General features: G+C 69.1%; 18 protein-coding genes. 13 read left to right on the top strand and 5 right to left on the bottom strand.

All coding sequences use genetic code 11. The features are described from left to right. The first annotated feature begins 32 nt into the window (after positions 1-32). Entirely contained in the window at positions 33-803 is a 771-nt protein-coding gene (locus tag ACX114_RS36505) for an ABC transporter ATP-binding protein (protein WP_459292125.1), read from the top strand. Beyond that, positions 800-1603 carry an ABC transporter permease gene (locus tag ACX114_RS36500; protein WP_459292123.1) on the top strand — a complete coding sequence of 268 codons (804 nt, stop codon included), beginning with the start codon at positions 800-802 and terminating at the stop codon, positions 1601-1603. The genes ACX114_RS36505 and ACX114_RS36500 overlap by 4 nt, the downstream gene beginning before the upstream one ends. On the opposite strand, the gene ACX114_RS36495 is transcribed toward ACX114_RS36500, so the two are convergent. Next, the gene (locus ACX114_RS36495) at positions 1600-2772 is read right to left on the bottom strand and encodes a PQQ-dependent sugar dehydrogenase (RefSeq protein ID WP_459292121.1); all 1173 of its coding nucleotides are present in this window, start codon (positions 2770-2772) and stop codon (positions 1600-1602) included. The genes ACX114_RS36500 and ACX114_RS36495 overlap by 4 nt on opposite strands. Positions 2773-2938: 166 nt before the next feature. On the opposite strand from ACX114_RS36495, the gene ACX114_RS36490 reads away from it, so the two are divergent. Beyond that, a complete protein-coding gene (locus tag ACX114_RS36490; protein WP_459292119.1) occupies positions 2939-3517 on the top strand; it encodes a type 1 glutamine amidotransferase domain-containing protein in 579 nt (192 codons plus the stop codon). A gap of 413 nt (positions 3518-3930) precedes the next feature. Beyond that, positions 3931-4830 carry a hypothetical protein gene (locus tag ACX114_RS36485; protein WP_459292117.1) on the top strand — a complete coding sequence of 300 codons (900 nt, stop codon included), beginning with the start codon at positions 3931-3933 and terminating at the stop codon, positions 4828-4830. Positions 4831-4903: 73 nt separating this feature from the next. Here the strand turns inward: ACX114_RS36485 and ACX114_RS36480 are convergent, their stop codons facing one another. Then, positions 4904-5830, bottom strand: coding sequence for a DUF1684 domain-containing protein (locus ACX114_RS36480; protein ID WP_459292115.1), 927 nt, complete (start codon positions 5828-5830; stop codon positions 4904-4906). Between the two features lie 111 nt (positions 5831-5941). Here ACX114_RS36480 and ACX114_RS36475 point away from each other — a divergent pair, with 111 nt between their 5' ends. Continuing rightward, a complete protein-coding gene (locus ACX114_RS36475; protein WP_459292113.1) occupies positions 5942-6784 on the top strand; it encodes a 2-oxo acid dehydrogenase subunit E2 in 843 nt (280 codons plus the stop codon). A gap of 29 nt (positions 6785-6813) precedes the next feature. After that, a complete protein-coding gene (locus ACX114_RS36470) occupies positions 6814-7044 on the top strand; it encodes a hypothetical protein (RefSeq protein ID WP_459292111.1) in 231 nt (76 codons plus the stop codon). 17 nt (positions 7045-7061) lie between these two features. On the opposite strand, the gene ACX114_RS36465 is transcribed toward ACX114_RS36470, so the two are convergent. Next, positions 7062-7811 (bottom strand): SDR family NAD(P)-dependent oxidoreductase, encoded by a 750-nt coding sequence (locus ACX114_RS36465; protein WP_459292109.1) that lies wholly within the window; start codon positions 7809-7811, stop codon positions 7062-7064. Positions 7812-7917: 106 nt separating this feature from the next. On the opposite strand from ACX114_RS36465, the gene ACX114_RS36460 reads away from it, so the two are divergent. The 3 genes from ACX114_RS36460 (at position 7918) to ACX114_RS36450 (ending at position 10886) form a co-directional block, all read left to right on the top strand. After that, on the top strand, positions 7918-8523 hold the full coding sequence (locus ACX114_RS36460; protein ID WP_459292107.1) for a TetR/AcrR family transcriptional regulator: 606 nt from the start codon (positions 7918-7920) through the stop codon (positions 8521-8523). Between the two features lie 95 nt (positions 8524-8618). Next, positions 8619-10232, top strand: a complete 1614-nt coding sequence (locus tag ACX114_RS36455) for a trypsin-like serine peptidase (RefSeq protein ID WP_459292105.1) — start codon at positions 8619-8621, stop codon at positions 10230-10232. 93 nt (positions 10233-10325) lie between these two features. Further along, positions 10326-10886, top strand: a complete 561-nt coding sequence (locus ACX114_RS36450) for a hypothetical protein (protein WP_459292103.1) — start codon at positions 10326-10328, stop codon at positions 10884-10886. A gap of 54 nt (positions 10887-10940) precedes the next feature. On the opposite strand, the gene rsgA is transcribed toward ACX114_RS36450, so the two are convergent. Further along, positions 10941-12035: a ribosome small subunit-dependent GTPase A gene (gene rsgA / locus ACX114_RS36445; protein WP_459292101.1), complete on the bottom strand. Its 1095-nt coding sequence runs from the start codon at positions 12033-12035 to the stop codon at positions 10941-10943. A 359-nt stretch (positions 12036-12394) separates the two neighbouring features. Between rsgA and ACX114_RS36440 the strand changes: the two genes are divergently transcribed. Next, complete coding sequence (locus ACX114_RS36440) at positions 12395-13132, top strand: MerR family transcriptional regulator (RefSeq protein ID WP_459292099.1); 738 nt, start codon at positions 12395-12397, stop codon at positions 13130-13132. A 69-nt stretch (positions 13133-13201) separates the two neighbouring features. Here the strand turns inward: ACX114_RS36440 and ACX114_RS36435 are convergent, their stop codons facing one another. Beyond that, on the bottom strand, positions 13202-13972 hold the full coding sequence (locus ACX114_RS36435) for a hypothetical protein (protein WP_459292097.1): 771 nt from the start codon (positions 13970-13972) through the stop codon (positions 13202-13204). A 248-nt stretch (positions 13973-14220) separates the two neighbouring features. Here ACX114_RS36435 and ACX114_RS36430 point away from each other — a divergent pair, with 248 nt between their 5' ends. From ACX114_RS36430 to ACX114_RS36420, 3 genes are all read left to right on the top strand, one after another. Further along, positions 14221-15102 (top strand): hypothetical protein, encoded by an 882-nt coding sequence (locus ACX114_RS36430; protein ID WP_459292095.1) that lies wholly within the window; start codon positions 14221-14223, stop codon positions 15100-15102. Positions 15103-15325: 223 nt separating this feature from the next. Next, on the top strand, positions 15326-22768 hold the full coding sequence (locus tag ACX114_RS36425) for a HAMP domain-containing protein (RefSeq protein WP_459292093.1): 7443 nt from the start codon (positions 15326-15328) through the stop codon (positions 22766-22768). Between the two features lie 119 nt (positions 22769-22887). Next, on the top strand, positions 22888-24861 hold the full coding sequence (locus ACX114_RS36420; RefSeq protein WP_459292091.1) for a hybrid sensor histidine kinase/response regulator: 1974 nt from the start codon (positions 22888-22890) through the stop codon (positions 24859-24861). The last annotated feature ends 30 nt before the right edge of the window (positions 24862-24891 follow it).

Below are 24891 nucleotides of genomic sequence, written 5' to 3'. Positions count from 1 at the left end.
TATGGCGCCCGCGTGGTACAGCGAGACCCCCGATGAAATCCGGCTCGCTGGACACCCTGGTTCTCTCCGTCACGGCCCTGCGCAAGACCTACGGCTCCCACACGGCCGTGGACGGCATCTCCTTCGACGTGCGCCGCCGCGAAATCGTGGGGCTCCTGGGGCCCAACGGCGCGGGCAAGAGCACCACCATCAACATGCTCCTGGGCGTGCTCCAGCCCACCTCCGGCACCATCGCCATCGAAGGCACCGACCTGGAGACCCAGCGGGTGAAGGCGCTGTCGTGCACCAACTTCGCCGCGGTCTACTCGCCCCTGCCCGGCAACCTCACCGTGGCCCAGAACCTGCGCGTCTTCGGCCTCATCTATGGCGTGAAGGGATTGTCCGCCCGCATCGAGACGCTGCTGGAGGAGTACGACCTGAAGCGCTTCCGCGACACCAAGTGCGGCGTGCTGTCCTCCGGCGAGCAGACGCGCGTGTCGCTGGCCAAGGCCATGCTCAACGAGCCCCGCCTGCTGCTCCTGGACGAACCCACCGCGTCGCTGGACCCGGCCACCGCGCTGGACATCCGCACGCGCATCAAGGCCTTCGCCGCGAAGGGCAACAGCAGCGTGCTGTGGACGTCCCACAACATGTACGAGGTGGAGTCCGTCTGCGACCGCGTCCTCTTCCTGGCGCGCGGGCGGGTGCTGCTGGAGGGCGACCCGAAGACGCTGCCGCGCGAGCACGGCAAGGCCTCGCTGGAGGAGCTGTTCATCGCCGTGGCCAACGAGCCGCTGGCCCTGGAGAGGACCGAAGCGCCATGAACCTGAACCACGTCGCGGGCATCGCGCTGCGCCAGTTCTATCTCTACAAGGGCAACTTCGCGCGCGTGGTGCCGCTGTTCGCCTGGGTGGCCGTGGACATGGTGCTGTGGGGCTTCATGACCCGGTACCTCAACGAGGTCACGTCCTCCGGCTACGACTTCGTGCCCGCGCTGCTGGGCGCGGTGCTGCTCTGGGACTTCTTCGCGCGCGTGATGCAGGGGCTGACGACGGGCTTCTTCGAGGACGTCTGGTCGCGAAACTTCCTCAACGTCTTCGCCACGCCGCTCACGCTGCCGGAGTACGTGGGTGGCCTGGTGGTGACGAGCATCGCGACCAGCGCCATTGGCCTCGTCGTCATGCTGCTGTTGTCCACCACGGTGTTCGGCCTGTCGTTCGCGGCCTACGGGGCGCTGTTCATCCCCTTCGTGATGGTGCTGTTCCTCTTCGGCATCGCGCTGGGCATCCTCAGCAGCGCGATGGTCTTGCGGTTGGGCCCCGCGTCGGAGTGGTTCGTCTGGCCCATCCCCAGCCTGCTGTCCCCGTTCGTGGGCGTCTTCTATCCGCTGTCCACGCTGCCGGAGTGGATGCAGTGGATCGCGAAGCTCTTGCCCCCGTCCTACGTCTTCGAGGGCGTGCGCACGCTGGTGGCCGGCGGCGAGTTCTCCGGCGCCACGCTCGGCTGGGGCTTCGCGCTGGCGCTCCTGGACATCGTGCTGGCGGGCTGGGTGTTCCAGCGCGTCTACCGCTACGCGGTGCGCACGGGCCTCTTGGCCCGCTACAGCGCGGAGAGCGTGAGCTAACGCCGGACGCGCAGGAGCAGGTCCTTCTTCGGGCCGCACTCGCCCCGGCCGTCGCAGTTGCTGGTGGTGACGTACAGGTGGCCGTCCGGCCCCATCAGCACGTCGCGCAGGCGGCCCCAGGTGTCTCGCAGGTACACCTCGTGCCGGGCCACGCGGTGGGGTTGCTGTGCATCGAACTCCACCCGGTGCAGGTGCTTGGACTTGAGCGTCCCCACGAGCAGTGACCCCTTCCACTCCGGAATCGCGCTGCCGGTGTAGACGGCGGAGCCGCCCGGGGGCGCGGCGTCATCGAAGGTGAGCGACGGGGTGATGCGCCCGCTCTGCGTCTCGCACGAATAGATGCCGGGCCAGCCCAGGTTGTCGCCCGCCTTCACCACGTTCACCTCGTCGTGGCCGAAGCGCACCGTCTCTCCGCTGGGGCCGTGGTCGGTGACGTACAGCGTGGCGGCGTCCTTCCAGTCAAAGCCTTGCGTGTTGCGCACGCCCAGCAGGAACACGGGCGAATTCGGAAAGGGATTGTCCTGGGGCACCGCTCCGTCCGGCGTCAGGCGCAGCAGCTTGCCGGCGGCGCTGGCCAGGTCCTGGGACAGGTCCGGGTCCCGGGCGTCTCCCGTGCCCACGTACAGCATGCCGTCCGGTCCGAAGCGCAGCCTTCCGCCGTCGTGATACTTCGCGGAGGGAATGTCGCCGAAGATGACGCGCTCGAAGGTCGCGCTCGTGCCGTCCGGTGACAGCGTCCAGCGCTCCACGCGGTTCTGCGCCTTCCCGTCCGCCTGGGTGGTCACGTACAGGTAGAACTGACGGTTCGTCGCGAAGTCCGGGTGCGCGGCGATGCCCAGGAGGCCACCCTCGCCGTTCGCCGTCAGCGGCAGCGTGGCCACGGCCCCGGGCCGCAGCTGGCCTCCGCGTAGCAGCCGCACGCGGCCGGGCCGCTCGGTGATCAGCGCATCGCCGTCACCGCCTGGCAGGAAGGCCACGCCCCAGGGGACCTCCAGCCCCTCCGCCACCACGTCCACGGTGACGGGCACGCTGCCGTCCTGACCCCAGCCGTCCTCCATCAGGATGCAGTCCGCGGCGGAGGCCGTCCCCTGCGCCTGGCTCTTGCGGCAGGCGGAGGCGGAGGCGGTGAGCACCACGAGGGCGGACAGGAGCAGGCGTCGGGAGCGCATGGCGGCAATCTAGCGTTGGTGAACGCGGCCTACCGACCTGGAAGGGGGGCAGGCGAGCGCATTCGGGACTGGAAGACGGTGCCGGGTGGCGTTGTCGCGGCCCCTGTCGTGGGCACCTTGCTCGGGCGGGTTCAACGGCAACCTTTGCCCAGCGGGAGGCAGTTCCATGGCGCGCATCGCACTCATCGTGGCGAATGACTTCGAGGACTCCGAGTTCCAGGTCCCCTACGACAAGCTCAAGCAGGCAGGCCACGAGCCCGTCGTCATCGGCGTGGAGGCCGGCAAGACGCTCAAGGGCAAGAAGGGCGCGGAGATCCGCACGGAGAAGGCGGTGAAGGAGGTGAAGGCCTCGGACTTCGCCGCGCTGGTGATCCCCGGCGGCTACTCGCCGGACCACCTGCGCATGGACATCGCCATGGTCGGCTTCGTGCGCGACTTCTTCAAGGCGGACAAGCCCATCGCCGCCGTGTGCCACGCGCCCTGGATGCTGGTGGAGGCGGACATCGCGGACGAGCGCACCGTCACCTCGTTCCCCTCCATCAAGACGGACCTCATCAACGCCGGAGCGCGCTGGGTGGACCGCCAGGTGGTGGAGGACGGCAACCTCATCACGTCCCGCAAGCCGGATGACCTGGAGGCCTTCTGCGCCGCCCTGCTGCGCCAGCTGAAGGACGGCATCGCCCCACGTCTGGAGTCACCTCTGGCCCCGGAAGCCACCGCCGACCGCGCACCCCCAGTGCACTGAACCGCCCACAGGGCGGAACATGGTCCAACAGGACCCAGGCCCCCAGGGTGCGTCATGCGCTCTGGGGGCTTCTACGTGCCGCGCGAAGGAACGGATTTCCCCCCGCGGCGATGCCTGCTTGTCCTCGTTTCCAGAGGGGAAATGTTCGCGGGCCAACCGCCCATCCGTCCGACGCATTGCGCTGTCTGGACCCTGCGTTGGGTTTTCGTTGGTCTGGAATTGTTCCGTTGTCTTTGGTCCTCGGGTACAAGAAGCTCATCCATCTGTACGGGGTTTCACCAACCCCAGGGGAGTCATCTCTTCCCTGAATTTTACAGCTGGGTTGCCATTGTGCAGCGTCAGTGTTTATTGTTCCGGCGGCAACGCCTCCCCCGACGGACCGCGCTAGCACTGGCGGTCACTGTGCGCTCCCCATGAATCCGGCTCCTCGAACCGTGGTGTCCCAGCCCCGTCAGGTAGTCCGGGCGGTGTTGAACGAAGCGCTGGAGAGCAAGCTGGGCGGTGAGGTGGTGGTGAAGTCCGCCACGGTCTCCGGGCGCATCTTCGTGGTGGAGCGCAAGGTGGCGTGGACGGTGCTCACGGGCCCGGGCGCGCGCAGCTTCTCCACGGCGCTCATCGACGCGAAGCTGGTGAGCCGCGAGGACGTCGAGCAGGTGATGGCGGAGTGCCGCAAGAGCGGCGGCAACTTCTGCGAGACGCTGGTGGCGTGGGGCCTGGTGCCGCGCGACACGCTGCGCGACCTGCTCCGCGGCCACGTGGGCGCGCAGTTGGAGACGCTCTTCGGGCTGACGGAGGCGCAGGCGCTCTTCGTGCCGCAGCCGCGCTCCTACTCCAGCCAGCTGACGTTCGACCTGGCGGAGCTGACCGCCGACACCCTGCAATCGCAGCCTGCCGTTTCGCAGTCGCAGTCCCCCTCGGGTCCCCCCGTCCTACTGGAAAGTGGAGTCATGGCGAACGTGAAGCAGGCGCTGGAAGAGGCGATGAAGATTGAAGGGGCGTTCGCGGTCTGTCTCGCGGATGCCAACAGCGGGATGACCCTGGGCAGCGTTGGCGGGAACGCGGCGTTCAACGTCGAGGCGGCGGCGGCCGGCAACACCGAGGTGATGCGCGCCAAGCTGAAGACGATGAAGGCCCTGGGCATCAAGGACCGCATCGAGGACATGCTCATCACCCTGGGCGAGCAGTACCACATCATCCGTCCGCTCGCGGCCCGCGAAGGCCTGTTCCTCTACATCGCGCTGCACCGCTCCAACGCGAACCTGGCGATGGCGCGCTTCCGCATGGCGGATGTGGAGAAGAACATCCAGCTCTGAGGCTTCACCTGAGTGCCACCCCCACGCCGCCCGTTTCCCTCCTGGGGAAGCGGGCGGTGGCGTTTTGAAGGGGTCAGTGGTCTCCCGCGCGCTTCTCACCGGCTTCCACGCGCAGGGCCAGGCGGTTGCCGCGCGGAGGCAGCGGGCAGGTGGCGAAGCGGGAGAAGGCGCAAGGCGGGTTGTAGGCGCGGTTGAAGTCCAGCACGACGCGGCCGTCCTTGTCCGGCCTCGGTGCTTCGAGGAAGCGGCCGGCGCCGTAGGTCGTGTCGCGGTTCGTCTCGTCGCCGAAGACGATGAACAGCTCTTCGTCTCCCTCCTCTCCCACGGGCGTCAGGCGGTACTCCTTGCCCGCCACCGTGAAGACGAGCGTGCCGGCGGCCTTCATCTCCTCCGCATGGCCCAGCACCGTGGGCACGCTGATCATGCGCGGCTTCTCATCCGGCACCAGCTTCGCCTCCACCTTCCAGTCCGCGCTGGCCGGGTACATCGGGATGCCGTGGAACTGCTTGCGCGCCGCCGCCTCCGAGTCCTTCACCCGTACGCCCAGCCGGTCCTTCCGGAGGATGATCTGGAAGCTCACGGCGCCCAGCCGCACCACGTCTGGCGCGCCCTTCTCGTCTGTCTTCAGCGCGCCGCCCGTGAAGGGCTTGCCCTCCAGCGTGAAGGCCACCCCCGGTGCGGGCTGGAAGCTCACGGTGTCGCCCTTGCGCACGAAGGTCCCTGCCTTGGCTGGCGCCGACGCGGGCAGCGGCACGGCGCTGTCGGGCGCGGAGCCCGCCGTCTGCTCGCCCTCCTTCAACCAGGTGAGCCCCACCAGCGTCAGCCAGCCGTCCGGCGACTGCAGGTGTCGCAGCCGCTCGGCGTGCCACGCCTGGGTGGCGGCGGCGACGTCCTCCGCGGGGGCCTTCTGCTTCTCCGCCTGCGCGGCGGGCTTCGGAAGCGGCTTCGCGGGCGGTGAGGCTTGTAATGCCAGGGACAGGACCAGGGCGAGGGTGCTCATGGGGAGGGGCCTCGAAGGGCGGAAGGGAAGGGCGCTGGGGCCAATGTCTAACAGGTGCCCGTCCCGGTTGCGCGCGGTCCTCCCGCCGTGCAAAGGCTTGAGAAACCTTCCATGAACCTGGACCTCCACCCCGCGCCTCCGGCCAGTGCCCTGCGAAAGCTCGCGCTGGGGACGTGGCGCGCCCCCCGCGACCCCACTGCCTACGCGGCGCTGGAGGTCCGCATGGAGCCAGCGCTCGCGTTCATGGCCACGCACCGCACGCTCACCGGCCGGCGCCTGACGGTGACGCACCTGGTGGCGAAGGCCGCGGCGGACGCGCTGCGCCGCTACCCGGAGGCGAACGTCGTGCTGCGCGGACAGCGTCCGTGGCTGCGCGAGGACGTGGGCGTCTGCGTGCTGGTGGTGCAGCCCGCGAGCGGCGCGTCGCGCGTGGACCTGACCACCGCCACCGTGCACCGCGCGGACCAGAAGTCGCTGGAGGCGCTGGCGGACGCCATGGAGGCGCGGGTGTCGCGGGTCCGCGCGCGCGAGGACGTGGAGATTGAGCGGGGCAAGCGCCGCTCGTCGCTGCTGCCCGGCTGGCTGATGGGCCCCGCGCTGCGGCTCCTGTCCTTCGTCTGGTACGGCCTGAACGTGGACCTGCGCCGGGTGGGAATGCCGTTCGACCCGTTCGGCTCCGTGGCGGTGACGAACCTGGGCTCGCTGGGGCTGGAGCGGGGCTTCGTCGCGATGGTGCCCTACACCCGCGTGCCGCTCCTGCTGGCGCCCGGGCTGGTGCGGGACGTGCCGGTGGTGGAGGACGGGGCGCTGGTGCCCGGCAAGGCCATGACGCTCACCTGCACCTGGGACGCGCGCCTCATCGACGTGGACCTGGCCGCGCGGGTGCTCCGGCACATCGGCGGCGCGCTGGAGGATCCCCGGGGGTGGGATGCACCGGGGACCGAAGCGCGGTAGAACAGGGACGTCACCCGGAGGTCGGCACCATGTCCGTGGATCCCTTTCGTCGCGTCGGCTCGTCCCGTCCCATTGGCCGGGTGCTGAGCGGTCAGGACCGCTTCGAGAAGGAAGCCCTGGAAGGGCCCCCTGAAGGCCCCCTCGCCATGGACCGCCGCCAGCGCATGGCGGGCGGTCCGTTGCCGGTGAACGGCGAGAGCCCCTTCGCCGCGAAGCTGCGCAAGCTGGCCGCGTCGAACCCGGACGGCAAGGAAGACTGAAGCATCCGCCGTCGACTTCAGACCTGTCCGGCGCCGCCGTCCACGAAGAGCTCCACGCCGTTGACGAAGCTGCTGTCGTCCGACGCGAGGAACAGCGCCGCCTTCGCCACCTCATCCGGCTGTCCCAGGCGCCCCAGCGGGACGAGGCTGATGAGGTAATCCTTCAGCTGCTTGTTCCCCTCCGCGTCGGGCGCCAGCCCGTTGAGTCCCGGCGTGTCGATGGGGCCCGGGCTGAGCGTGTTCACCCGGATGCGCCGCCCCTTCAGGTCCGACGCCAGGGTGCGCGCGAGCGAGCGGATGGCCGCCTTCGTCGCCGAGTAGACGCTCCACGCTGGCAAGCCGTCCGAGCCCGCCGTGGAGCCCGTCAGGATGACGGAGCCGCCGTCCTTCAGGAGCGGCAGCGCCTTCTGCACCGTGAACAGCGTGCCCTTCACGTTGACGTTGAACGTCTTGTCGAAGTGCGCCTCCGTGATGGAGCCCAGCGCTGAGAACTCGCCCAGGTCCGCGTTGGCGAACACCACGTCCACGTGCCCCGCGTCCTCCTTCACCCGCGCGTAGAACCGGTCCAGGTCCGCCATCACGGACACGTCCCCGCGCACGCCCACCACGCCGTGGCCAATCTCCTGCACCGCCCGGTCCACCTCCGCCTGCCGGCGGCTCGTGAGGAACACCTTCGCCCCCTCCTGCGCGAAGCGCTTCGCCGTCGCGAAGCCGATGCCCGTGGTTCCACCCGTGACGACCGCCACCTTCCCGTCGAGCCTGCCCATGGTCCTGCTCCTTGTCCGGTCCCCGCTCTGGCGGAGAAGTTATGGACTTGATGGTCCATATCTAAGAATGGTGGACCGGGCGGTCAATAACTTTTATTTTCCGGGCATGGCTCGGCCTCGGACATTCGATGAAGCGCAGGTGCTGCGGGCGGTGCGCGACCAGTTCTGGAACAAGGGGTACGCGGCGACGTCCATGGACGACCTGATGCAGGCCACGGGGCTGGGCAAGGGCAGCCTCTATGGGGCCTTCGGCGACAAGCATCAGCTCTTCATGAAGGTGTTCGACACCTACTGCGTGAGCTCCGTGGAGTCGGTGAAGAAGACGCTGGAGGGGCCAGACGAAGGGGCGCTGGAGCGGCTGCGCCGGTACATGCTGGGCGCGGCCACCACGTCCGCGTCGCCCGCGAACCGGCGAGGGTGTCTGCTGTCGCGCGGCACGTCGGAATTGGCGGCGCAGGACGCGCAGGTGGCGGACCGGGCCCTGGAGACCTTCCGGGGGCTGGAGGCCGCGTTCGTGCGCTGCCTGGAGCAGGCCCGGGCGCATGGGGACCTCGCGGCCCAGGCGGACCCCCAGCGGTTGGGCGCCATGCTGCTCGCGGTCTTCCGAGGGCTGGAGGCCGTGGGCAAGGCCGGCATGGACGAGGCCAGCCTGCGCGGCATGGTGGAGACGGCATTTGAACATCTGCCCGCCCCGGTGAAGCGCCGCCGCTGATTGCCTTTGGGGGACGCCGGATCCCTGGGGTAATAGGCTTTCACCTATCTGGCACGGTAGGGCTGCTTGTTTCCCCCAAACAAAGGCATCCCTCCATGAAGCATCTCAAGTCTGGGTTGGTATTGATGTGCGCGCTCGCGGGCTGCGGTCCGTCGGCGGAGCAGGACGCGCTCGGAGAGCAGAAGCGCGAGATTGTCTATGGCACGGACGACCGGCTGGACGTCTACGCCCATCCGGACGCCACGCTGCGCGCGCGGGCGGAGCAGGCCGCCGTGGGCCTGGTGCACCCGGGGTTCATCGACCTGACGGACCCGAACAACGTCACCTTCCCCGGTCCGAACCTGGGCACGGGCCTCAACCTCTGCTCCACCGAGCGCTTCTGGAGCGACCCCCGGGCGGCCTTCTGCTCCGGCACGCTCATCGACGATGACCTGGTGCTCACCGCGGGGCACTGCGTGGGCAACGCGGCGGCGTGCGCCGACACCTACTTCGTCTTCAACTTCCACCGGACGGGGGCGGGCGTGCTGCACCCCATCACGTCGCAGGACGTCTTCACCTGCGACTCCATCGTGGCGCGCCAGCACGGCACGGTGAACGGGCAGAACCTGGACTACGCCATCGTGCGCCTGGACCGGGCGGCCACGCCGCGCTTCACCCCCGCGCCCGTCCGCACGAGCAACACCGCGCTGGGCGCCGCGCAGAACGTGGCGGTCGTGGGCGGCAGCAGCGGCACCCCCATCAAGATCGACACCGGCGGCTCGGTGCGCGACGCGCGCTCGGGCACGCGGGATTACTTCGTGCACAACTCGGACACCTTCCCTGGCACGTCGGGCGCGGCGGTGTACGAGCTGGGGCAGCACACCCTCGCGGGCATCCTCGTGCGCGGGGACGGCGCGGACTACGTCTCCAACGGCAGCTGCAAGGTGGTGAACGTGTGCCCGGAGACGGGCTGCACCGGCTCGGAGAGCACGTACGTCTACCCGGCGCTCAAGGGCGTGTGCACCGAGCTCCAGAATGGCAGCACGCGGCTGTGCGCCGGGATGCCGCCCGCGCCGGTGCGGCCGGCCAGCGCGTTCGGCTACACGACGACCGACACCTGGGACGCCACGCAGAACACGGTGGACCGGACGTACACGCTCGGCGCGGGCGACGTCATCCACGTGAACGCCTGCGGTCTGCCGGACTTCCCCGTCACGGGCTACCCCAAGCTGCGCCTCGTCGACGCGCAGGACAACGAGGCCGCCTCCAGCTTCGACGGGTGCGGCTTCAAGCTCCGGGTGGGGGCCGCTGGCACCTACACGCTCAAGGCTGGCTGCGACTACACCGACAGCTGCACCGCCACGGTGGACGTGAAGGTCACGCTGAACGCGAACCTCACGCGGGGCACCTTGCCCTTCAACCTCGTCAACACCAACAGCGGCACGCGCAACACCGCCAACCTGAACGTGACGCTGACCCCCGGCCAGGTCCTCGACGTGGGCACCTGCGCCGTGGAGGGCGCCAACGGCGTCGGTGACACCATCGTGCGGGTCATCGACTCCTCGGGCCTGCCGGTCGCTGAGAACGACGATGCCTTCGGCACCTGCGGCTCGCTTTCGCGCGTCACCTACCACATGAACGTGGTGTCCCCGGCGGAGCAGTATCAGGTCCGCATCGGCTGCTTCCGCAACACGCGCTGCAGCGGCACGGCCGCCTACGTCATCTACTGAGGGAGAGCCCTCTTCCGGTGACCCCCGCGTTCAGGCTAGGCACAGGGCCTGAACGCGGGTGCGTGCGGTCACTCACCGGGATTGGGGGCATTGATGCGGAAGGCACATGCGGTGGCGGCGTCGATGGTGGCGCTGATGCTGGGGCAGACGGGCTGCTATCGGACGAGCATCGTCACGAACCTGCGGCCGGAGCCCAAGGTCCACCAGGACCGGCAGTGGTTCACGGTGGCGGGCCTGGTGCCCGTGTCCAGTCCCCCGGGCAGTGAGTGCAAGAACGGCATCGCGTGGGCCCAGAGCCGCGCGACCCCCAGCGACTTCCTCATCCAGGCGGGCCTCGCGGTGGCGGGCGCGTTCATCGGGTCGGCGGTGTGCGCGGGCGGCAACCGGACCGACGAGGAGCAGGGCAGCTGCGCCGCCATCGGCATGCTGCTGCCCACGGTCCTCGTGGGCTCGCGCACCGTCGCCTACTCCTGCGCGTCGGAGTACCAGAACGTCCATCCGCGCCACGACCTGGGGACGGGCCCGGAGACGCCAGCCCGCGTCCCGGACGCTGCGAACGCACCGGAGGAGGGAGAGGTCCCCATGCTGGAGGCTCCGACCCCGCCGCCGCTGCCTCCGCCCGGCTCCGTGCCGGAGTCGAGCCCCGGGCTCTGAAACACCCCCGGACGCGGCGCGGAAGGTGTCCGCGCCGCGCCCGAAGGTGTCTGTCTATTCGCCGCGCCGCTTCGAGCGCGTCAGGGCCCAGCCCTGGTTGGACCGGGCGCGCTCCACCCGCTTGTGCGCGCGCTGAGCGGCGGCGTCCGTCTGGCGGTGCTGGAAGGCCTGCTCGCGCTGGAGCTTCTCGAAGCTCGCGCGCCGCTCCTCGGAGAGCATGCCGTCCTCCACCGCCGCCCTCACCGCGCACCCCGGCTCACGCTGGTGGCCGCAGTCGCTGAAGCGGCAGCCGGTGGCCAGCGCGAGCACGTCCGCGAAGGCGGTGGCCAGGTCCTCCTCCTCATCGCCCCACAGGCCCAATTCGCGCATGCCGGGCCCGTCGATGACGAGGCCGCCGTGCTCCAGCACGAACAGCTCGCGGTGCGTGGTGGTGTGCTGGCCCCTGTCGCCCTCCGCCAGCACGGGTTGGGTGGCGAGCCGCGCGTCGTCCAGGAGCCGGTTGGTGAGCGTGGACTTGCCCACGCCGGACGAGCCCAGCAGCACGCCCGTCCTGCCGGGAGGAAGCCGCGCGCGCACCTCCTCCACGCCCAGGCCCGTGCGTGCGCTCACCGCGAGCACGTCCACGCCGGGGGACAGGGCCTCCACCTCCAGGACGCGTGAGGCCGCGTCGTCCGCGAGGTCCGCCTTGCTGAGGAGCACGACGGGCGTGGCGCCGCTGTTCCAGGCGACCGTGAGGGCGCGCTCGATGCGGCGGGGGTTGAAGTTGCCATCCAGTCCGGTGACGAGGAACACCACGTCCACGTTCGCGGCGATGAGCTGGGCGTCGTGTTCGCTGCCCGCCTCGCGCCGCTTCAAGAGGCTGCGGCGGGGGAGCACGGCGTGCATCAGCGCCTCGCCGTCACCGGACGCGGGCGGTTGCAAGAGGACCCAGTCGCCCACCGTGGGCAAGGCCTCCACGCCCTGGGCCTGATGGAGGAGGCGTCCGGAGGCGCGCGCGAGGAAGGCCGCGCCCGCGGTCTGCACGGTGAGCAGCCCCCGCTGCTGGCGCACGACGCGCCCGGGGACGAGGTTGGTGGAAGAAGACTGCGAGACGGTGTTGGACAACGCGAGGTCGAGGTCGGGACCCCAGCCGAGGGTTTCGAGTGACACTTGAGGAACTCCGGGCAGAGCGATGCCACGGGCGCGCGGGAGGGACTCCGGGGCGCCGGGCGTGAAGGAAGCGGGGCTCGCGCTGCGACGGACGACGGTGCTGCTACGACCGGCTCAGCGGATGAGCGCCCGCGTGGCGGACAGGGCCGCGACGACGACAAGGGGCGGAGTCATCAGGACAGGTCTCCTCAAGGGTTCATGGAAACACCAGCGGTCATCGCCGTTCCATGCCGGAACCCTAGCAATTCCTGTCGTCCGCTGGCCACCCCCGTGTGTTTTCCCCCTTGAACCTCACGCGACGTGAGGTTGTACCCATGACATCCAGTCACGCGAAGACCGTGGCTGGAAAGGGGTGAGGCATGCAGCACACGGAGCTGAAGGTAGGGGAGCTGGCCCGGCGCACGGGGCTGTCCATCCGCGCGCTGCACCACTACGACGAGATTGGCTTGCTCAAGCCCTCGGCGCACACGGCGTCGGGGCACCGGCTCTACACGGCGGCGGACATCGCCCGCCTGAGTCACATCCTGTCGCTCAAGCAGCTCGGGTTCTCGCTGGAAGAGATTGCCGAGACGCTGGGCCGGGCGGACTTCTCCGCCCTGCGCGTGGTGGAGCTGCGGCTCCAGCGGGCCCGGGAGCAGCTGGCGGAACAGCGTCAGCTCTGCGACCGCCTGGATTCCCTCGCACGGCAGCTGCGCGCGGCGGAGCCCGTCTCCGCCGACGACTTCCTACAGACCATCGAGGCCATGACCATGTTCGAGAAGTACTACACCCCGGAGCAGTTGAAGGAGCTGGAGGCCCGTCGCCAGGCGATGGGTGACGACGCCATCAAGCAGGTGGAGGCCGAGTGGCCCCGCCTCATCGCGAGCATGCGCGAGCAGATGGAGCAGGGCGCCGACCCCGCGTCCGAGCCGGTGCGCGTGCTGGCCACGCGCTGGCGCGAGCTCGTCCGCGCGTTCACGGGCGGAAACCCCGGCATCGAGAAGTCGCTCCAGACGATGCACCAGCAGGAGCCCCAGGTGGCCCAGCGTCAGGGCCGCGACCCGAAGCTCATGGAGTACGTGGGCCGGGCCATGGCCTGTCTGGACGCGCCGAAGTAAAGCCAGACAAAGGCGACGGCCGCCAGCGAAGGGCTGGCGGCCGTGGCTGTTCATGTCAGGGCATCCCGGTTACTGGCCGCCGATGGAGCCGCCCGTGGTGCCATTGGAGCCGCTGGTGCCGGTGCCGCCCACGCCGCCCATGGTACCGCCGGAGCCGCTGGTGCCAGTGCCGCCGACGCCGCCCGTGCCAGTCGTGCCGCTGGTGCCGCCCGTACCGGTGCCGCCCGGGTTGATGACGGTCGAGCCGTTGGACTCGGTGCCGGGCTCGGTGGCGCCGGTGGTGCCGGTGCCCGTGCCGCCAATGGTGCCGGTGCTGCCGGAGCCACCAATGGTGCCGGTGGTGCCGGAGCTGTCGACGCCGGTGGTGCTGGTGCCCGAACCGCCATAGGTGCCGGTGCTCGTGCCCGTGGAGGGCGACGTGTACGAGCCCGTGCCGGTGGAGGGCGCGGTGGCCCCGGTGCCGTAGGTGTCCGTGCTGGAGCCGGTGGTGCCGGTGCCCGTGCCGATGCCGCTGGTCCCGGTGCCGCCCGTGCCGGAAGTGCTACCGCCGGTGGTTCCGGTGCCGGTGGTGCCCGGAGTCGGGTTCACGCCGGTGCCAGAGCCACCCGTGCCGGTGGCGGTGTTGCCGGTCTGCACGCCCGTGGAGTTGGTGGTGCCGGGCGTGACCGTGCCCGTGGAGCCGGCGCTGCCGGTCTGGCCGCTGTTGATCATCTCCGGCGAAGCACCCGAGGAGCCGGGAGTCGTCCCGGGGCTCGACCCGTCGCCTACCTGTTGGGCGAGCGCGCTGGTGGAGAGCAGGAAGCTGAAGGCCAGTGCCGCGGTGCCAATGGAGCGTCGCATGTGTGGAATCCTTTCCCGTCGCAGGTGGCGTAAAGGTGTGTGCTTCACCGGACAGGGCAACCCGTTGGAACCAGCCGGCACATGGCAGGACGGCAGCTCGCAGGTCACTCATGGGACGAAGCACGCGGGACAGGGGTTGCACGCACGCGCGCCCGGCACGGTGATGTCCAACACCCGCGCTTCCGTATCGCGGCGGGAGGTCTTCTCGCCGTTTCTGTGCTGTCCTCCGGTCCAGGAAAGGGGCGTGCGTGAGCGGACGGGAAGGGCATCTGGCGGCGGGCCGCAAGAGCGCGCGCCTCGCGCGAAGCGTGAGCGCCCGTGCATGGCCGCTCACGCTCGTCATCGCCGCGGGCCTGGGCCTGCTGCTCTACGTCGCCACCACCAGCCTGCCGTACCTCATCGCCTCACCCGCCGGGGACGCGCACCTGGGCACGCTCAATGACTGTCTGGCGCGGCAGCTCGACGGCGCCACGCGGCTGGGCTGGGCCGTGGCTCCGGATGCTTCGCGCGCGGCGGTGTTCGGGCCCCGCGTCGTCGCGGTCTGCGGCGAGGATGGCTCGCACTCGCGCCTGGAGATTGCTGGCGCCACCGCGCTCGCGTTCGATGGCGAGCGCCGCCTGTGGGCCGCCGCTGGAGGCCATCTGCTGCGCGAGCGGAACGGTGCGCTCCTGCCGGTGGGCGACATCACCCCGCCGGAATGGCTGATCGGCCACGCGGGCGGTGTCCTCGCGCTGGATGCCAGCGGACTGCTCGTCTCGGTAGCAACGGATGGCAAGGTGCTGGGCCAGGCGCAGGTGCCGGGGCCGGGTGGCCGGCTGTCCATTGGCCCTGGCGGCGTGCTCGCGGCGGTGGAGTGGGGCGGCGGCGTCATCGTCTACGACGCCCGCACCCTGGAGCTGGTGCGGGCGGAGGCTCCGTGCAACGTGGAGTTCCTGTGGTGGCTGGACACTGCGGATCAGGTCCTGCTGGCCTGTGGTGCGCCCGCACCGGGCACCCTCCGCTTCGACGTCCGCACCGGCGCGCGTGAAGAGGTGCCGGCACGCACGCGCGCGCCTGCCCGAAGGCTCTCGGGGCGAGCGCTGTATGTGCAGGGGTGCGATGGCTTCCCGTGTACGGCCTCACCTCCCTGAAGCTGTTATGGGGAGGTTCCGCTCCGGGCCGGTGACTCGCTGACCCGGGGCTTCCGGGGATCGGGGCCTCTTGTCCAGGCACTGCGTTCAGTGCCCGACACACAGGGGCTTTCCAACCCGGCTTTACATTCGACAAACCCGCGAACTCATTGGACGTTCCTGGGATCGCGGGCCGGGTTCGCAGGACCGGTTGCAACGCTTTCGCCGATCAGGGGTTTCACTCGTGGACGACACCAAGGTTTCCAGCTCCTCCGCTCCCCGCAAGCGCGCCAACGGCCGAAAGACGGCCGCCAGCGCCGCAGGCCAGGACGCTGGCCCTCCAGGCGCCCGGTCGCAGGGCAACGTCGCGGCCAACCGGCTGAGCAGCCCGGAGGCCTCGCGAGCCGAGCCCGCGCCCGCCCGCCGCGCCCCCGCACGCGGTCGTAACGGCAACAACCGCCCGGCCGCCGATGAAGGCCTGCGCCCCGGCGGCCCGCCTCCGCTCCAGCAGTTGCTGGCGGCGCTCCGGGCCGTGCAGGGCGGTGACTTCTCCGTGCGGCTGCCGTCCGGCGCGCAGGACGTGGTGATGGATGAGATCGCCCGCGCGTTCAACGCGGTGGTGACGCTCAACTCCACGCTCACCCACGAAATCGTTCGCGTGGAGCGCGTCGTCGGCCGCGAGGGCCGCATGGGCGAGCGCGTCACCCTGGGCGACGTGCGCGGCGACTGGGCCACCAGCGTCCAGTCCATCAACGCCCTCATCGGCGACCTGGTGCAGCCCACCACGGAAGTCGCCCGCGTGCTGGTGGCGGTGGCCGAAGGCGACCTCACCCAGAAGATGGCCCTCGAAATCGACGGCCAGCCCGTGAAGGGCGAGTTCCTCCGCATCGGCACCACCGTGAACGCGATGGTGGATCAGCTCAACAGCTTCGCCGCCGAAGTGACGCGCGTCGCGAAGGAGGTGGGCACCGAAGGAAAGCTGGGCGGCCAGGCGGACGTGAAGGGCGTGTCCGGCGTGTGGAAGGACCTCACGGACAACGTGAACGTCCTCGCCGGCAACCTCACCGCGCAGGTGCGAAACATCGCGGAGGTCACCACGGCGGTGGCCCGCGGCGACCTGTCCCGCAAGATCACGGTGGACGTGAAGGGCGAGGTCCTTGAGCTCAAGAGCACCATCAACACGATGGTGGACCAGCTCAACAGCTTCGCCTCCGAAGTGACGCGCGTCGCGCGCGAAGTGGGTACGGAAGGAAAGCTGGGCGGTCAGGCCGCGGTGTCCGGCGTGTCCGGCACGTGGAAGGACCTCACGGACAACGTGAACTTCATGGCGTCCAACCTCACGACGCAGGTGCGCGGCATCGTGAAGGTGGTGACGGCGGTCGCCAACGGCGACCTCACCCAGAAGCTGATGGTGCCGTCGCAGGGTGAGATCGCCGCGCTGGGCGCCACGCTGAACAACATGACGGACACGCTCAACGTGTTCGCGCAGCAGGTGACCAGCGTCGCGCGCACGGTGGGCGTGGAGGGCAAGCTGGGCGCCCAGGCCCAGGTGCCCGGCGCCGCGGGGACGTGGAAGGACCTCACGGACAACGTGAACCTGATGGCGTCCAACCTCACCAGCCAGGTGCGCAACATCGCGGAGGTCTCCACCGCCGTCGCCAATGGCGACCTGTCGCGGAAGATCACCGTGGACGTGAAGGGCGAGGTGCTGGAGCTCAAGAGCACCATCAACACGATGGTGGACCAGCTCCGCGCGTTCGCCGCCGAAGTGACCCGCGTCGCGAAGGAAGTGGGTACGGACGGCAAGCTGGGCGGTCAGGCCGCGGTGCCCGGTGTCGGCGGCACGTGGAAGGACCTCACGGACAACGTGAACAGCATGGCCTCCAACCTCACCACCCAGGTGCGCAACATCGCCCTGGTGACGACGGCGGTGGCCACCGGTGACCTGTCCAAGAAGATCACCGTCGACGCGCGCGGCGAAATCCTGGAGCTGAAGAACACCATCAACACGATGGTGGACCAGCTCAACAGCTTCGCCTCGGAAGTGACCCGCGTGGCCCGCGAGGTGGGCACGCACGGCAAGCTGGGCGGTCAGGCGGAAGTGAAGGGCGTGTCCGGTACGTGGAAGGACCTCACGGACAACGTGAACTTCATGGCGTCCAACCTCACCACCCAGGTGCGAGGCATCGCCAAGGTCGTGACCGCGGTCGCCAACGGCGACCTCACCCAGCGCCTGAAGATGGAGGCCAAGGGCGAGGTGGCGGAGCTCGCGGACACCATCAACGCGATGACCCAGACGCTCTCCATCTTCGCGCAGCAGGTGACGGACGTCGCGCGCACGGTGGGCGTGGAAGGCAAGCTGGGCGCCCAGGCCGTGGTGCCGGGCGTCGCGGGCACGTGGAAGGACCTCACGAACAACGTGAACCTCCTCGCGAACAACCTCACCGACCAGGTCCGTAACATCGCCGAGGTGACCACGGCGGTCGCGAAGGGCGACCTGTCCCGGAAGATCACCGTCGACGCGAAGGGTGAGGTCCTGGAGCTCAAGAGCACCATCAACACGATGGTGGACCAGCTCCGCGCGTTCGCCGCGGAAGTGACGCGCGTCGCGAAGGAAGTGGGCACGGACGGCAAGCTGGGCGGTCAGGCCGACGTGAAGGGCGTGTCCGGCGTGTGGAAGGACCTCACGGACAACGTGAACAGCATGGCCTTCAACCTCACCACCCAGGTGCGCGGCATCGTCAAGGTGGTGACGGCGGTGGCCGACGGCGACCTGTCCCAGAAGCTGGTGATGGAGGCCAAGGGTGAGATCGCCGCGCTCGCGGACACCATCAACGCGATGACCCAGACGCTGTCCGTCTTCGCGCAGCAGGTGACGGACGTGGCGCGCACGGTGGGCGTGGAGGGCAAGCTGGGCGCCCAGGCCGAAGTGCCGGGTGTGGCCGGCACGTGGAAGGACCTCACGAACAACGTGAACCTGCTGGCCAACAACCTCACGGCCCAGGTGCGAAACATCGCGGAGGTCACGACGGCGGTCGCGAACGGCGACCTGTCCAAGAAGATCACCGTCGACGCGAAGGGCGAGGTGCTGGAGCTCAAGAGCACCATCAACACGATGGTGGACCAGCTCCGCGCGTTCGCCGCCGAAGTGACGCGCGTCGCGAAGGAAGTGGGTACGGAAGGCAAGCTGGGCGGTCAGGCGGACGTGAAGGGCGTGTCCGGCGTGTGGAAGGACCTCACGGACAACGTGAACGTCCTCGCCGGCAACCTGACGGACCAGGTGCGAAACATCGCCAAGGTGACGACGGCGGTGGCCAACGGCGACCTGTCCCAGAAGATCACCGTGAGCGTGAAGGGCGAGGTGCTGGAGCTGAAGAACACCATCAACACGATGGTGGACCAGCTCCGCGCGTTCGCTTCGGAGGTCACGCGCGTCGGCAAGGAAGTGGGTACGGAGGGCAAGCTGGGCGGCCAGGCCGCGGTGCCCGGTGTCGCGGGCGTGTGGAAGGACCTCACGGACAACGTGAACGTCCTCGCCGCGAACCTCACGGACCAGGTGCGCAACATCGCGAAGGTCACCACCGCGGTGGCCTACGGTGACCTGTCGCAGAAGATCTCCGTGGAGGCGAAGGGCGAGATCCTGGAGCTGAAGAGCACCATCAACACGATGGTGGACCAGCTCCGCGCCTTCGCTTCCGAAGTGACCCGCGTCGCGAAGGAAGTGGGTACGGACGGCAAGCTGGGCGGTCAGGCCGCGGTGCCCGGCGTCGCCGGCACGTGGAAGGACCTCACGGACAACGTGAACAGCATGGCGTCCAACCTCACCAGCCAGGTGCGAAACATCGCGCTGGTGACGACGGCCGTCGCGAACGGTGACCTGTCCAAGAAGATCACCGTCGACGCGAAGGGCGAAATCCTGGAGCTGAAGAACACCATCAACACGATGGTGGACCAGCTCAACAGCTTCGCCTCCGAAGTGACCCGCGTGGCCCGCGAAGTGGGCGCGGAAGGAAAGCTGGGCGGTCAGGCGGAAGTGAAGGGCGTGTCCGGCACGTGGAAGGACCTCACGGACAACGTGAACTTCATGGCCCGCAACCTCACCACCCAGGTGCGCGGCATCGTGAAGGTGGTGACCGCGGTCGCGAATGGTGACCTCAAGCAGAAGCTGGTGGTGGACGCGAAGGGCGAAGTGGCCGCCCTGGCGGAGACCATCAACAACATGACCGACACGCTGGGCATCTTCGCGGAGCAGGTCTCCACGGTGGCCCGCGAGGTGGGCGTGGAAGGGAAGCTGGGCGGCCAGGCCCGCGTGCCCGGTGTGGCCGGCACGTGGAAGGACCTCACGGACAACGTGAACTTCATGGCCTCCAACCTCACCACCCAGGTGCGCGGCATCGTGCGCGTGGTGACGGCGGTGGCCAACGGCGACCTGACCCAGAAGCTCATCGTGGACGCGAAGGGCGAAGTGGCCGCGCTCGCGGACACCATCAACAACATGACCGACACGCTGGGCACCTTCGCGGAGCAGGTCTCCACGGTGGCCCGCGAGGTGGGTATCGAAGGAAAGCTGGGCGGCCAGGCCCGCGTGCCCGGCGCGCGCGGCACGTGGCGGCAGCTGACGGACAACGTGAACCAGCTGGCCGGTACGCTCACCAGCCAGCTGCGCGCCATCTCCGACGTGGCCACCGCCGTGACCAAGGGCGACCTGACCCGCAGCATCACGGTCGTCGCCGAGGGCGAGGTCGCGGCGCTGAAGGACAACATCAACCAGATGATCGTCAACCTGCGTGAGACCACGCAGAAGAACCAGGAGCAGGACTGGCTCAAGACGAACCTGGCGAAGTTCAGCGGCATGATGCAGGGCCAGAAGTCCCTGGACGCCGTCAGCCGCCTCATCATGAGCGAGCTGACCCCGCTGGTGTCCGCGCACCACGGCGCCTTCTTCCTCTCCGACCCCGAGGGCGGCATGCCGTCCCTCAAGCTCACCAGCACCTACGCGTACCGGGAGCGCAAGCACCTGGCGAACCGCTTCCGCCTGGGCGAGGGGCTGGTCGGCCAGTGCGCGCTGGAGAAGAAGACCATCCTGCTGACGCGCGTGCCGTCGGACTACATCACCATCTCCTCCGGACTGGGTGAGGCCGCGCCGCTCAACATCATCGTCCTGCCCGTCCTCTTCGAGGGCGAGGTGAAGGCCGTCATCGAGCTGGCCTCGTTCCACCCGTTCAGCGCCATCCACCAGATCTTCCTGGATCAGCTGACGGAGAGCATCGGCGTGGTGCTCAACATGATCATGGCGAACATGCGCACGGAGACGCTGCTCTCCGAGTCGCAGCGCCTGACCCAGGAGCTCCAGAGCCAGTCGCGCGAGCTCACCCAGCAGCAGGACGAGCTCAAGCGCACCAACATCGAGCTGGAGGACAAGGCGAAGGAGCTGGCGGACCAGAACACCCGCGTGGAGGAGAAGAACCGCGAGGTGGAGCTGGCGCGCGTCAGCCTGGAGGAGAAGGCGGAGCAGCTCACCATCATCTCCAAGTACAAGAGCGAGTTCCTGGCCAACATGAGCCACGAGCTGCGCACGCCGCTCAACTCGCTGCTCATCCTCGCGAAGCTCCTGTCGGACAACAAGGACGGCAACCTCTCCAACAAGCAGGTGGAGTACGCCAACACCATCTACGCGTCCGGCGGGGACCTGCTCAGCCTCATCAACGAGATCCTCGACCTGTCCAAGGTGGAGGCGGGCAAGATGCAGGTGGAGCCCCGGGACATCGTCCTCACGGAGCTCAACCAGTTCATCGAGCGCAGCTTCCGCCCGGTGGCGGACCAGAAGGGCCTCACCTTCCAGGTGGAGGTGCTCGCGGGCACGCCGCGCCACGTGCGCACCGACCCGCAGCGGTTGCAGCAGGTGCTCAAGAACCTGCTCTCCAACGCCTTCAAGTTCACCGACGAAGGCGGCGTGAAGCTCTCCGTGCGCCTGGCGGACAAGGGCATCCGCTTCGACCACGAGGCGCTGCGCCGCTCGCGCCACGTGCTGGCCTTCGCGGTGAAGGACACCGGCATCGGCATCGCCAAGGACAAGCAGCGCATCATCTTCGAGGCGTTCCAGCAGGCGGACGGCTCCACCGCGCGCAAGTACGGCGGCACCGGCCTGGGCCTGTCCATCAGCCGCGAAATCGCCAAGCTGCTGGGTGGCGAAATCCGCCTGGAGAGCGAGCCGGGCAAGGGCAGCACCTTCACCCTCTACCTGCCTCCGGAGTACCAGGGCGCGGACGAGGACGTGTCGCAGGGCGGGGAGTCGGCCGGCCGTGCGGTGGGGATGCTGCCGGAGACGCTCGTCACCCCGTCCACGTCCGGTACTCCCGCGACGACGCCGCAGCCGGCGCTCGCCCAGCCGGCACCGGTGTCGGTGGTGGAGCCGCAGGCCCACGTGCTGGACGCCGCGCTGCCTCCGCAGGTGGAGGGGGCGCACACGCCTGTCGTGGTGGAGGACGACCGCGAGTACATCCGCGAGGGCGATCGCACCTTGCTCATCATCGAGGACGACCTGAAGTTCGCCCGCATCATGGTGCAGATGGCGCGCGAGAAGGGCTTCAAGGCCCTGGTCGCCACGCGCGGTGACAGCGGCCTGTCCATGGCGCACGAGTACCAGCCGGACGCCATCACCCTGGACATCCAGCTGCCCGTGGTGGACGGCTGGAGCGTGCTGGACCGCCTCAAGCGCAACCCGCGCACGCGCCACATCCCCGTCCACATCATCAGCGTGATGGACAAGCACCTGGGCAACACCCAGGGCGCGTTCGGCTACCTGACCAAGCCCGTGAGCAAGGAGGGGCTGGAGCGCGTCTTCGGCCAGCTGTCGCGCTTCCTGGAGCGCCGCGAGCGCCGCCTGCTCGTCATTGAAGACGACGACGTGCAGCGCAGCAGCCTCACCCAACTGCTCAGCGACGGCGGAGACGTCGTCGTCACCGCGGTGGCGTCCGGCCAGGAGGCCCTCCAGAAGCTGGAGGAGAACGAGTACGACTGCCTCGTCATCGACCTCCTGTTGCCCGACATGGACGGCATCAAGCTGGTGGAGGAGGTGAAGACGCAGCAGCGCTTCCGCGACCTGCCCATCGTCGTCTACACCGGCCGTGAATTGACGCCCAAGGACGAGGCCCGTCTGCGGCGTTACACCGGCAGCGTCATCCTGAAGAGCGGTGCGAAGAGCCCGGACCAGCTGCTCAGCGACACGGCGCTCTTCCTGCACCGCCTGGACGAGAATCTTCCGGCGCGCGCGCGCGCGGCCCTGGCGCAGCGCAACGACCAGGACGCACCGCTGGCCGGCAAGAAGGTCCTGCTGGTGGATGACGACATGCGAAACATCTTCGCGCTCACCAGCGTGCTGGAAAATCACAGCATGCAGGTCGTCTTCGCGGAGAACGGGCGGGCTGCCATCGAGATGCTCGGCCAGAACCCCGACGTGGATGTCGTGCTGATGGACGTGATGATGCCGGAGATGGATGGCTACGAGACCATGCGTGCCATCCGCAAGGACCCCAAGTACGCCAGCCTCCCCATCATCGCCGTCACCGCGAAGGCGCTGAAGGACGACCGTGAGAAGTGCATGGCCGCCGGTGCGAGTGACTACCTGCCCAAGCCGGTGGATACCGACAAGCTCTTGGAACTGGTCCGGCTGTGGGTGAGTGCTTGATACTCAACGAGGACGATCCATCCTCGTGCCCCCTTTGCACTTCCGTCTGGAAGGGGGCGGCCCTAGCCTTGTTCGCCGTGTCTCGGGTCCCCTGACCCACGCGCTCCCCCACCGCGCACATGAACTCCACTGAGCACACTCCGGAACGTTCCCAGGAAGCCACGGCGAGTCCTCGCGCGGCCATCCTGATGGTGGACGACCATCCGGCCAACCTGCTGGCGCTGGAAGCCATCCTCGAGCCATTGGGCCAGGACCTGGTGAAGGCGACCAGCGGCGAGGAGGCGCTCAAGCAGCTGTTGCAGCGCGACTTCGCGGTCATCCTGATGGACGTGCAGATGCCGGGGCTGGACGGGTTCCAGACGGCGGCGCTCATCAAGCAGCGCGAGCGCACGCGCACCATCCCCATCATCTTCCTCACCGCGCTCAGCCGTGACGCGGCGCATGTCTTCAAGGGCTACGCGCACGGCGCGGTGGACTACCTGCTCAAGCCCTTCGACCCGGAAATCCTCCGCTCGAAGGTCAGCGTCTTCGTGGACCTGTTCCTCAAGGAGCAGCAGCTCCAGCGCCAGGCGGCCCTCTTGCGCCAGCGCGACCGCGAGGCCCTGGAGCGCCAGAGCGCGCTGCGCTACCGCCGGCTCACGGAGGCCCTGCCGGAGCCCATGTGGGCGGCCCGCGCGGACGGGTCGCTGACGTACGCCAACCGGGCCTGGCGGGAGTACAGCGGCCACCACGAGGGGTATGAGCTGTCGCTCTCCTCGTTCCTCATGGACGTGCACCCGGCGGACCGCGAGCGGATGCGCGCCGTGTGGAGTGACGGGGTGGTGCAGGTGCAGAGCAGCACGCAGGAGTTCCGGCTGCGGCGCAAGGACGGCGTCTATCGCTGGCACCTGGCGCGCGCGGTGCCCGAGCACGACGAGCACGGGCAGCTGGTGGGCTGGCTGGCCATCGCCACGGACATCGACGACAAGCGGCGCGCGGAGGAGGCGCTGGCCCGCTTCAAGACGACGCTGGACGCCACGCTGGACTGCGTCCTGATGTTCACCCCGGACACGCTCACGCTCGCGTACGCGAACGCGGGCGCGGCCAAGCAGCTGTCCTCCTCCGTGGAGGAGCTGGTGGGCCTGTCGGTGCTGGAGGTGGAGAGCGCCTTCGACGAGACGGGCTTCCGCAAGCTGCTGGCGCCGCTGATGTCCGGCACGCTCCCGTCGCAGACGTACTCCACCAACCACCGCCGCCGCGACGGGTCGGAGGTGCCGGTGGAGGTGGTGCTCCAGTACGTGGCGGAAGGGGAAGGTCCCGGCCGCTTCATCTCCGTGGCGCGCGACATCACCGAGCGCCAGCGCGCGGAGACGGCGCTGCGGCTGGCGAGCGAGGCGAAGGACGCGTTCCTCGCCGCCGCGAGCCATGAGCTGCGCACGCCGCTGGCCGCGGCGAAGGGCCACGCGCACCTGGCGCTGCTCAAGCTGGGCGGCCAGACGGAGGCCGGCCCCGGCAAGTCGCTGCAGATCATCAACCGGCAGATCGACCGCATGGCGAAGCTGGTGGAGGACCTGCTGGACATCAGCCGGCTGCAGGCGGGGCGGCTGTCATTGGAGCTGGAGCCGTTTGATTTGTCGCAGCTGGTGCTGGAGACGCGGGACCGCATGGCGGTGCTGTCGCAGACGCACGAGCTGAAGGTGGAGGTCCCCGAGCACCTGGAGGGCACGTGGGACCGGGGGCGGTTGGACCAGGTGCTGACGAACCTCCTGTCCAACGCCATCCGCTATTCGCCGGAGGGTGGCCAGGTGCTGGTGCGCCTGGTGGCCGAGGGCGACAGCGGCGTGCACCTGTCCGTGAAGGACCAGGGCGTGGGCATCCCCAGCGAGAAGCAGCGCCTCATCTTCGAGCGCTTCGGCCGCGCGCACGGCAGCAAGTACGGCGGGCTGGGGCTGGGGCTCACCATCAGCCAGGGCATCGTGGAGCAGCACGGCGGCCGCATCTGGGCCGAGTCCACGGGCATGGCGGGTCAGGGCTCCACCTTCAACGTCTGGCTGCCCCGGCGCACGGAGGCCCAGGCGGCGACGCCGACGGAGTCCTCGCGCACGCCGAGCTGAGCCTTCCGCGTTGATTGAGGACGCGGCGGG

It is taken from the genome of Corallococcus sp. M7, from assembly GCF_054512695.1.
Note: the sequence above shows the minus strand (reverse complement) of the source record. Positions and strands in the feature narration are given on the sequence as shown.

Bases quoted from the DNA above. Each gene is read 5' to 3' on its own strand.
- ACX114_RS36505 (WP_459292125.1), top strand. From the start codon at position 33: ATGAAATCCGGCTCGCTGGACACCCTGGTTCTCTCCGTCACGGCCCTG.
- ACX114_RS36500 (WP_459292123.1), top strand. From the start codon at position 800: ATGAACCTGAACCACGTCGCGGGCATCGCGCTGCGCCAGTTCTATCTC.
- ACX114_RS36495 (WP_459292121.1), bottom strand. From the start codon at position 2,772: ATGCGCTCCCGACGCCTGCTCCTGTCCGCCCTCGTGGTGCTCACCGCC.
- ACX114_RS36490 (WP_459292119.1), top strand. From the start codon at position 2,939: ATGGCGCGCATCGCACTCATCGTGGCGAATGACTTCGAGGACTCCGAG.
- ACX114_RS36485 (WP_459292117.1), top strand. From the start codon at position 3,931: ATGAATCCGGCTCCTCGAACCGTGGTGTCCCAGCCCCGTCAGGTAGTC.
- ACX114_RS36480 (WP_459292115.1), bottom strand. From the start codon at position 5,830: ATGAGCACCCTCGCCCTGGTCCTGTCCCTGGCATTACAAGCCTCACCG.
- ACX114_RS36475 (WP_459292113.1), top strand. From the start codon at position 5,942: ATGAACCTGGACCTCCACCCCGCGCCTCCGGCCAGTGCCCTGCGAAAG.
- ACX114_RS36470 (WP_459292111.1), top strand. From the start codon at position 6,814: ATGTCCGTGGATCCCTTTCGTCGCGTCGGCTCGTCCCGTCCCATTGGC.
- ACX114_RS36465 (WP_459292109.1), bottom strand. From the start codon at position 7,811: ATGGGCAGGCTCGACGGGAAGGTGGCGGTCGTCACGGGTGGAACCACG.
- ACX114_RS36460 (WP_459292107.1), top strand. From the start codon at position 7,918: ATGGCTCGGCCTCGGACATTCGATGAAGCGCAGGTGCTGCGGGCGGTG.
- ACX114_RS36455 (WP_459292105.1), top strand. From the start codon at position 8,619: ATGAAGCATCTCAAGTCTGGGTTGGTATTGATGTGCGCGCTCGCGGGC.
- ACX114_RS36450 (WP_459292103.1), top strand. From the start codon at position 10,326: ATGCGGAAGGCACATGCGGTGGCGGCGTCGATGGTGGCGCTGATGCTG.
- ACX114_RS36440 (WP_459292099.1), top strand. From the start codon at position 12,395: ATGCAGCACACGGAGCTGAAGGTAGGGGAGCTGGCCCGGCGCACGGGG.
- ACX114_RS36435 (WP_459292097.1), bottom strand. From the start codon at position 13,972: ATGCGACGCTCCATTGGCACCGCGGCACTGGCCTTCAGCTTCCTGCTC.
- ACX114_RS36420 (WP_459292091.1), top strand. From the start codon at position 22,888: ATGAACTCCACTGAGCACACTCCGGAACGTTCCCAGGAAGCCACGGCG.